Consider the following 8,639-nt stretch of genomic DNA (forward strand, 5'->3'; position numbering starts at 1 on the left):
GCCGCATGGCACGCAACAACATCGCCGGTCTGCAGATTGATGAACAGCTCTACCGTTTTGTGGTGGACGAAGCTCTGCCGGAGACCGGCGTCGATGCGGATCATTTCTTCGCGGAGTTTTCCAAGATCGTTCATGAGCTTGCCCCGAAGAACCGCGCGCTTTTGGCCAAACGTGATGCCTTCCAGGCAAAGCTGGACGACTGGTACCGGGTCAATGGCGCGCCGGTCGATCTGGTGGTTTACGAGACCTTTCTGCGCGAGATCGGTTACCTCCTGCCCGAAGGCCCGGATTTCCAGGTGTCGACCGAAAATGTCGATCCGGAAATCGCCGTGATCGCCGGACCGCAGCTCGTCGTTCCGGTGATGAATGCGCGTTATGCCCTGAATGCCGCCAATGCCCGCTGGGGTTCGCTCTACGATGCGCTCTACGGCACGGATGCGGTGCCGGAAGAAGGCGGTGCGGAAAAGGGCAAAGGTTACAATCCGGTCCGCGGCGGCAAGGTCATCGCCTGGGTTCGCGATTTCCTCGATCAGTCCGCGCCGCTCTCCGGCGCCGGCTGGAAAGATGTTGCATCATTCAAGGTCGAGCAGGCCGCTCTGTTCGTAACGCTTACCGGCGGCCAGATCACGGGCCTTTCCGATCCGTCACAGTTTGCCGGCTATCTGGGCGCGGCAAGCGCGTCGACCCAGATCCTGCTGAAGAAAAACAATCTTCATCTCGAGATCCTCATCGACGCCACCACCGCCACTGGCAAGGATGATCCGGCAAACATCTCGGATGTCCGGGTCGAATCGGCGATCACCACGATCATGGACTGCGAGGATTCGGTTGCCGCCGTCGATGCCGAGGACAAGGTTGTCGTTTACCGCAACTGGCTCGGCCTGATGAAGGGCGATCTGACCGAAGAGGTTTCAAAGGGAGACAAAAGCTTCATCCGCAAGCTCAATCCGGACCTTGAATACACTGCGCCGGCTGGCGCGACCTTCGAGTTGAAATGTCGCTCATTGATGCTGATCCGCAATGTCGGCCACCTGATGACCAATCCAGCAATCCTCGATCGTGATGGCAATGAAGTGCCGGAAGGCATCATGGACGCGATGATCACGGCACTGATAGCCATCCACGATGTCGGCCGATCGGGTGGCTCGGATGGCCGTCGGAAAAATTCCCGTGCCGGCTCCATGTATGTGGTGAAGCCGAAGATGCATGGCCCGGAAGAGGTCGCTTTCGCCGCCGAAATCTTCTCGCGTGTCGAACAGGCGCTCGGCTTGGCAGAGAACACCATGAAGATGGGCATCATGGACGAGGAGCGTCGCACGACGATCAACCTCAAGGAAGCGATCCGCGCCGCCAAGGACCGTGTCGTGTTCATCAACACCGGTTTCCTCGACCGCACCGGCGACGAGATCCACACCTCGATGGAAGCCGGCCCGATGATCCGCAAGGGTGACATGAAACAGGCTTCATGGATTGCAGCCTACGAAAACTGGAATGTCGATATCGGCCTCGAATGTGGGCTGTCGGGCCATGCGCAGATCGGCAAGGGCATGTGGGCCATGCCGGACCTGATGGCGGCAATGCTGGAGCAGAAGATCGGTCATCCGAAGGCCGGCGCCAATACAGCCTGGGTGCCATCGCCAACGGCTGCCACATTGCACGCCACGCATTATCACAAGGTCGATGTGGCGGACGTCCAGAAGGGCCTCAAGAGCCGTATCCGTGCAAAACTCGCCGATATCCTGTCCGTGCCGGTTGCGCCGCGTCCCAACTGGACGCCGGAGGAAATCCAGCGTGAATTGGACAACAATGCGCAAGGGATACTCGGTTATGTGGTGCGCTGGATCGATCAGGGCGTCGGCTGCTCCAAGGTGCCGGACATCAACAATATCGGACTTATGGAAGACCGCGCGACACTGCGGATCTCGGCACAGCATATGGCCAACTGGTTGCACCACAAGGTCGTCACCGAGGATCAGATCGTCGAGACGATGAAGCGCATGGCGGCGGTGGTTGATGGTCAGAACGCCGGTGATCCGCTTTATCTGCCGATGGCCGGGGATTTTAGTGGTTCCATCGCCTTCCAGGCCGCACTCGACCTGGTGCTCAAGGGCCGCGAGCAGCCGAACGGCTATACCGAACCGGTTCTCCACCGCCGCAGGCTGGAGCTGAAGGCAAAGCTGGCGAACTGACGAGGCGATAACGCTACAACGAAAAAGGCCGCCGGGAAGATTTCCTCGGCGGCCTTTGAATTTTCAGGATCTGATCTGTCTTACTGGATCACGACGACCTTGGTGGCCTTGCCCGGACGGACGCGGCTGTAGAGATCGATCACGTCCTGGTTCATCAGGCGAATGCAGCCGGAAGACGCGGCTGTTCCGATCGATGCCCATTCCGGCGTGCCGTGCAGGCGGAACAGCGTGTCCTGGCCCTTTTCGTTGAACAGATACATGGCGCGCGCGCCGAGCGGATTGTTCAGCCCCGGACCCATTCCGTTTTCGACATATTTCGCTACATCAGGCTTGCGGGCAGCCATTTCCTTCGGCGGATGCCAGGTCGGCCATTCCTGCTTCCATGCAACATAGGCCGTACCCGACCAGGCAAAGCCCGCCTTGCCGACGCCGATGCCGTAGCGCACCGCACGACCGCCCGGCAGGATGTAATAGAGGTGACGCTCACGCGTGTTCACGACAACCGTGCCTGGCTTTTCCGCAGTGTCATAAGTGACGATCTGGCGGACGAACTCCTGCTTGACGCGGTTGATCGGAATGGCCGGCAGGGTGTAACCTGCATCGGTCACCGATCCATACGAATCGGTAAAGATCTGGGCCGTCTCGATGCGAACCGGTGCGTCGGTCTGGGCTGTTTCGGACGTGGTCGAGCAGCCGGCCAGGGCAGCGGTTGCCAACAGGCCGAGTGCGAGCATGCTGTTGCGAAAGCGCATGGATATCTCTTGGTGAAAGAATCGATTGAAATGGCGTCAATCCGCCGTGGAAATCGTTATTTTCCATTCGATTGCGCTTGGCAAGTTGCGCAAGCACTCAGCGCGTCGGCAAGAGACGAATTGAAAAGGCCATTGTCTTTTTGCAACATCCATAATGTTGCCATTGCATACTGGCTAAGCAATTTGAGCAAAACTGGGAACCGGTTTTGCATCCGCAATTACGTGAAACGAAATTGCTCAAAGGAATCGGCATGACGATATTGAATGTCGTGAACGACAATCCCCTGATCGATGGTCGTCAGTCGGCTCGCGCCATGATGGTGCGAAAGGGTGTGCAGATCCTGCTTCACGACATGAGGCATGCGGTTCTGCCCGAATTCGTGCTGCCCAACGGCCGTCGTGCCGATCTGATCACGGTGTCGGATAAGGGAGAAATCTGGATTGTCGAGATAAAGACGTCGATCGAGGATTTTCGCATCGATCGCAAATGGCCGGAATATCGCGCCTATTGCGACCGGCTCATCTTCGCGACGCATAAGGACGTGCCGCTCGAAATCTTCCCGCAAGACTGCGGTCTGCTGCTGTCGGATGGCTACGGCGCCCATCTTCTCAGCGATGCACCGGTGCACAAGCTTGCCCCCGCAACGCGCAAATCAGTGATGCTCGATTTCTCACGCGCCGCCGCCCACCGTCTGATGATGGCGGAATGGTCGACCGGCCGGAGCTTTGACGACGTATAGAGCAAAACCGGCAACCGGCCTTGAGTCCAAAATCACGTAAAACCGGCAGCTCGCAAGCCCGGAGGGGCGCCTTATTTAGGCGCCCGCTTTGCCAGGATGCGCTGTAGTGTGCGGCGATGCATGTTGAGGCGCCGCGCGGTCTCCGAGACATTGCGCTCGCACATTTCATAGACGCGCTGGATATGCTCCCAACGCACGCGATCCGCCGACATCGGGTTTTCCGGCAGGTCGGCTTTTTCGCCGGGGCGCTGCGTCAATGCATTGAACACGTCATCGGCATCGGCAGGCTTGGATAGATAATCGACGGCGCCGAGCTTGACCGCGGTCACGGCCGTCGCGATGTTTCCGTAACCGGTCAAAACGATGACGCGCGTATCCTGGCGGAACTGCCGGATGGTCTCGATGACGTCGAGACCGTTTCCGTCACCGAGGCGAAGATCGACAACGGCATATTTCGGCGCGCGCTGGCGCACTTTGGCAATGCCTTCAGCGACGCTTTCCACCGCCTCGACCGTAAATCCCCGTGTTTCCATGGCGCGTGCCAGACGGCGCAGAAACGGGCCATCGTCATCGACGATCAACAGCGAAGGGTCGGAACCAATAAAGTCCTCGGCCTGAGGATCGGATTGCTGAAATGTTGTTTCCATCTTTATTCTCCGGGATCGATGGATCCCCATTAACATATAGGACGTCGTGGAATTGGAGCTAGATCAAATTGGCCTGTCCATAATTGATCTTGGCCATTCTATTCGAATGCGCGCACCGACTTGCCCGTTGTCGCGATTGCCGAAGCGGATCGATGCGCCGGAACGCTCAAGCAATGTCTTGGCGATGAACAGCCCCAGGCCCAGGCCGCCGGCATGTTCGCTGCGCTCGCGCGTGCGGGATGTCATATAGGGCTCTCCGATCCGCGACAGGATAACCGGAGAATAACCCGGACCATCATCCTCGATCGTAATCGCCACCCTCTGGTCGTCGTATTCGACCGATATGATGACCTGGTTCTTGGCATAATCGACGGCATTTTCGATCAGATTGCCAAGACCGTACAGGATGCCGGCGTTTCTTGCCCCCACGGGTTCGTGGCCGCCATCGGTCTTCTGCACCAGCTTGATGTCGATATCGAACTGCCGGTGTGGCGCAATCACCTCTTCCATCATCGAGGAGAGGGGGAGGCGTCGCAGATGCTCTTCGCCTTCGGCCGGCAGCGAGGTCAGCCGGCGCAGGATATCGCGGCATCGTTCGCTCTGACTACGCAGCAACTGCACATCCTCCTTGAAGCGCTCGTCATTGCCGAGTTCGCGCTCCATTTCCTTGGCGACGACGCTGATCGTCGCAAGCGGCGTTCCAAGTTCATGGGCTGCGGCTGCGGCAAGGCCATCCAGCTGGCCGAGATGTTTTTCCCGCTCAAGGATCATTTCGGTCGCCACAAGCGCATCGGCCAGCAGGCTGGCCTCATGCGAAACGCGATAGGCATAGAAGGCCGCAAATACCATCATCGAAGCTATCGAAAACCACACCCCGAGCTGCATGATCGGATGGATGCGTAGGTGTTCGCCCTCATACCACGGAACCACATAGGGCGAGAGCGACAGAACGGTGGTGCACAACAGCGCGAAAACGAGCAGTATGAGAGAGTGGCGCAGTGGCTGTGACGCAAAGGCGATGATCACCGGCACGCAGATCAGCGGCGCGAAGGGATTGCCGAGCCCGCCGGTGATGAACAGCAATGCGCCCATCTGCAGAAGATCGAAGCAGAGCAGCGCAAGCGCCGATTTCGGGCCGAGCCGGTGGGTGGCCGGAAACCATGCGGAAAGAATGAGGTTGGCAACCGCAAGAGCGCCGATCAATATCGCTGCCTGAGCGATCGGCATCGGGAAACCGAGTACACCCCAGATGATCAGGACCGTGAGCGTCTGTCCCGCGACAGCCAGCCATCTCAGCCGCACCAGTGTCTGCAACCGGATACTGCGGCTTACATGGCCGATCTGGCCCCCCTGGGGTGAAGACATGTCTGTATTATGCAACATTGTTTCGGACATTATGTATGTGCCTTAATGTGTTCCAAGCCTCTTAAATCGGTTTAGTATTCCACAAGACGTGACAGGATGTCACGTGCCTCTCGGCTTCGCACGGCTTGTCGGATCCGCGTCCGCCGGATTTTCCGGCCATGGATGCCTGGGATATCGCCCCCGCATCTCTGCCCGCACATCCTTCCATGACCCCAACCAGAAGCCAGGAAGGTCGCGCGTCGTCTGGATCGGCCGATGTGCCGGCGAGGTCAACTCCAGAAGCAATGGTAATTTGCCGTTGGCGATCGACGGATGGGCCTTCAGGCCGAACAGTTCCTGGACGCGGATGGTCAGCGCCGGTTCTTCGCCATCATACTGGATCGGATGGCGCTGCCCGGTCGGCGCATCGAAATGTGTCGGCGCCAGCCGGTTCATCATGTGCAGCAGATCGTGCGGCACCAGCGAACGCAAACCTTCCGTCAGGCTAGACGGTGAGATCGCGGCAAGACCGGACGTATTGCCTTGATAGGGAACGAACCAATCTTCGAGACGGGCGACAAGCGCATCGTCGCTCACATCGGGCCAGGGCTCGCCGAGCGAACGGTGAAGAAATCCCAGTCTTTCCTTGAACTGCAGTGCCTCCTTGGAAAACGGCAGGCTTTTCAGCCCGAACTCTTTGACCCCATCGGCCAATGCCCGTGCCGCCTGTTCCCCCATCGGTCTCGGTAGCGGCTTTTCGGCAAACACGATCGCACCCAGCCGGGTGATCTGGCGGGCGCGGACCTGACGGCTTGCCGGTTCGAAGAAGCATTCATCGGTGGTCCGGATCGCCTCGCTCATTTCTTCTTCCACCTCGGAACGCGAGATTTCCGCTGCCGCCAGAATACGTGGCCGTGCCGCCCGTCCGGTCACATCGGCAATCACCAGCATCGAGGCTCCGGCCAGCCGTTCGGTGTCCGGCAGTTCGGCCCCGCGGCCATTGGCCATGATGAACCGCCCCTTGCCGCCGCGCTGCAGGGCGATCCGGTCCGGATAAGCATGAAGAAGAAGCCCGCCTGCCGAACCGCCGGCGCGCGATCTGCCCTTGTTCGGCAGGCTGTCGGCGATCCGGCCGGCAAGGCCGCGGCTTGCCTGAACCCTGTCGCCGCGATCGGCACGGAAACGGCGCAGTCGGTCGTCGAGATCGATGTCGGTTCCACCCAGGCCCTGCTCGGTCAGAAGCACCGCAAGTTCGCTCGCCTCCCGTCCCCTTCCGTCTTCGTCGGCACGAATGACCATGGCCGCCAGTCGCGGCGGCAGCGCCAGCTGGCGAATGAGACGGCCTCTTTGCGTCAGCCGGCCGTTATCGTCCAATGCACCGAGCAGAACCAGCAGGTTACGCGCCTCGGCAAAGGCAGGGCCGGGGGGCTGATCGAGAAAGGCGAGTGCCGTCGGATCGGTCACACCCCAATGGGCAAGGTCAAGGACAAGGCCTGACAGATCGCTTGCCAAAATCTGTGGTGGGGTAAACGCCGGCAGTGCCGCCGTCTGTCCCGCGTGCCACAGCCTGATCGCGATGCCCGGCGCCGTTCGCCCGGCGCGGCCCGCCCGTTGATCGGCTGAAGCCTGGGATACACGCACCGTCTCCAATCTCGTCATGCCGGTCGACGGTTCGAAGACCGGCAGGCGTTGCAATCCACTGTCGATAACGATCCTCACCCCGTCGATGGTGATCGATGTCTCGGCAATCGAAGTCGCCAACACGATCTTGCGCGTATCCGCCGCCGCGGGCTTGATCGCGAGGTCCTGTTCCTGCTGCGAAAGATTGCCGTAAAGCGGCGCGATGACGGTCCCGGTGCCGAGGCGGCCCTGCAGGCGCTCGACGACCCGCCTTATTTCCGCCTGTCCCGGCAGGAAGGCGAGGATGGACCCGTCTTCGCTGCGATGGGCCTCCTCGATCGCGCGCGTCACCGCGTCCTCGATCCGCTCCTGCGGCCCCCGGTCATGATAGCGGATCTCGACGGGAAAACTACGACCCTCGCTTTTGATTACGGCCGCACCGTCAAGCAATGTGGAAATGCGATCCGTATCGAGCGTTGCCGACATGACCAGAATGCGAAGATCTTCGCGAAGCGCCGACTGTGTATCGAGAGCCAGCGCCAGTCCGAAATCGGCGTCGAGCGAGCGTTCGTGGAATTCGTCGAAGATCACGGCTGAAACACCGCTCAGCTCGGGATCGTCGAGGATCATGCGGGAAAATACCCCTTCAGTGACCACCTCGATCCGCGTCGCCTTGGAAATCCGCGTGTCGAGCCGCATCCGATAACCGATCGTCTGCCCGACATTCTCCTTTATAAGTGTTGCCATGCGCGATGCAGCTGCCCGCGCTGCCAGCCGGCGCGGTTCGAGCAGGATGATCTTTCCCGTGCACCAGGGCTCTTTGATCAGTGCGAGCGGCACCATCGTCGTTTTGCCGGCGCCCGGTGGCGCGGAAAGCACGACACGCTCGTCTTTTCGAAGGGCGGACGTAAGATCGCTCAGCACCTCTATAATAGGGAGCGAAGAATCTGTTCCGATCTTCGGCGTCTCGTTTCCGGACCTGCTTTCCATATAGACTGACTTTCGATCTCTCTGCGCATCTCCACCCATCGATGCGATGAGGCGCTGCCACGCTCGAATGCCATATCAGCGGCAGACATTATAGTCAGTAACGGCCTGTCTTCGATGTGCTGAAAATCTATGCGTGCCCGTAATTTAAGCTGTGAGCACTACCCCGCATGGCATTGGAGAAAAATGACATTTTTTTGAAAATCGCTGTTGACTCAATCGGGCGGTCGGATCTATAACCCGGTCACTGACGAGGGCGGCGGCGCTGCTAGCGACGATGACCTTCGTTCTAAAGAAAACCACGAAAGATTGGCGGAAGCTGATTGAGACCGGGCTTCCGGTTTGGTCTCGAGGGCGACG

At 59.5% G+C, this 8,639-nt stretch carries 6 protein-coding genes; 2 read left to right on the plus strand and 4 right to left on the minus strand.

All coding sequences use genetic code 11. From position 1 onward, the window contains the following. Positions 1 to 5 precede the first annotated feature (5 nt). Positions 6 to 2,189 carry a malate synthase G gene (locus tag FHP24_RS25720; RefSeq protein ID WP_139679095.1) on the plus strand — a complete coding sequence of 728 codons (2,184 nt, stop codon included), beginning with the start codon at positions 6 to 8 and terminating at the stop codon, positions 2,187 to 2,189. Positions 2,190 to 2,269: 80 nt separating this feature from the next. Here FHP24_RS25720 and FHP24_RS25725 read toward each other — a convergent pair whose 3' ends face one another. Then, the gene (locus FHP24_RS25725; protein ID WP_139679096.1) at positions 2,270 to 2,941 is read right to left on the minus strand and encodes a L,D-transpeptidase; all 672 of its coding nucleotides are present in this window, start codon (positions 2,939 to 2,941) and stop codon (positions 2,270 to 2,272) included. A 251-nt stretch (positions 2,942 to 3,192) separates the two neighbouring features. Here FHP24_RS25725 and FHP24_RS25730 point away from each other — a divergent pair, with 251 nt between their 5' ends. Next, positions 3,193 to 3,681, plus strand: a complete 489-nt coding sequence (locus FHP24_RS25730) for an MmcB family DNA repair protein (protein ID WP_139679097.1) — start codon at positions 3,193 to 3,195, stop codon at positions 3,679 to 3,681. Positions 3,682 to 3,752: 71 nt separating this feature from the next. On the opposite strand, the gene FHP24_RS25735 is transcribed toward FHP24_RS25730, so the two are convergent. The 3 genes from FHP24_RS25735 to hrpB all read right to left on the minus strand — a co-directional run bounded on the left by FHP24_RS25735 (position 3,753) and on the right by hrpB (position 8,282). After that, complete coding sequence (locus tag FHP24_RS25735) at positions 3,753 to 4,328, minus strand: ActR/PrrA/RegA family redox response regulator transcription factor (RefSeq protein WP_139679098.1); 576 nt, start codon at positions 4,326 to 4,328, stop codon at positions 3,753 to 3,755. 63 nt (positions 4,329 to 4,391) lie between these two features. Next, positions 4,392 to 5,711, minus strand: coding sequence for an ActS/PrrB/RegB family redox-sensitive histidine kinase (locus tag FHP24_RS25740; RefSeq protein ID WP_139679099.1), 1,320 nt, complete (start codon positions 5,709 to 5,711; stop codon positions 4,392 to 4,394). 81 nt (positions 5,712 to 5,792) lie between these two features. Next, the gene (gene hrpB, locus FHP24_RS25745; protein WP_139679100.1) at positions 5,793 to 8,282 is read right to left on the minus strand and encodes an ATP-dependent helicase HrpB; all 2,490 of its coding nucleotides are present in this window, start codon (positions 8,280 to 8,282) and stop codon (positions 5,793 to 5,795) included. Between the last annotated feature and the right edge of the window lie 357 nt (positions 8,283 to 8,639).

It is taken from the genome of Aliirhizobium smilacinae (assembly GCF_006335145.1).
Classification (GTDB): Bacteria; Pseudomonadota; Alphaproteobacteria; order Rhizobiales; family Rhizobiaceae; genus Neorhizobium; species Neorhizobium smilacinae.

Coding starts and splice junctions, on each gene's coding strand:
- FHP24_RS25720 (WP_139679095.1), top strand. CDS start 6: ATGGCACGCAACAACATCGCCGGTCTGCAGATTGATGAACAGCTCTAC.
- FHP24_RS25725 (WP_139679096.1), bottom strand. CDS start 2,941: ATGCGCTTTCGCAACAGCATGCTCGCACTCGGCCTGTTGGCAACCGCT.
- FHP24_RS25730 (WP_139679097.1), top strand. CDS start 3,193: ATGACGATATTGAATGTCGTGAACGACAATCCCCTGATCGATGGTCGT.
- FHP24_RS25735 (WP_139679098.1), bottom strand. CDS start 4,328: ATGGAAACAACATTTCAGCAATCCGATCCTCAGGCCGAGGACTTTATT.
- FHP24_RS25740 (WP_139679099.1), bottom strand. CDS start 5,711: ATGTTGCATAATACAGACATGTCTTCACCCCAGGGGGGCCAGATCGGC.
- hrpB (WP_139679100.1), bottom strand. CDS start 8,282: ATGGAAAGCAGGTCCGGAAACGAGACGCCGAAGATCGGAACAGATTCT.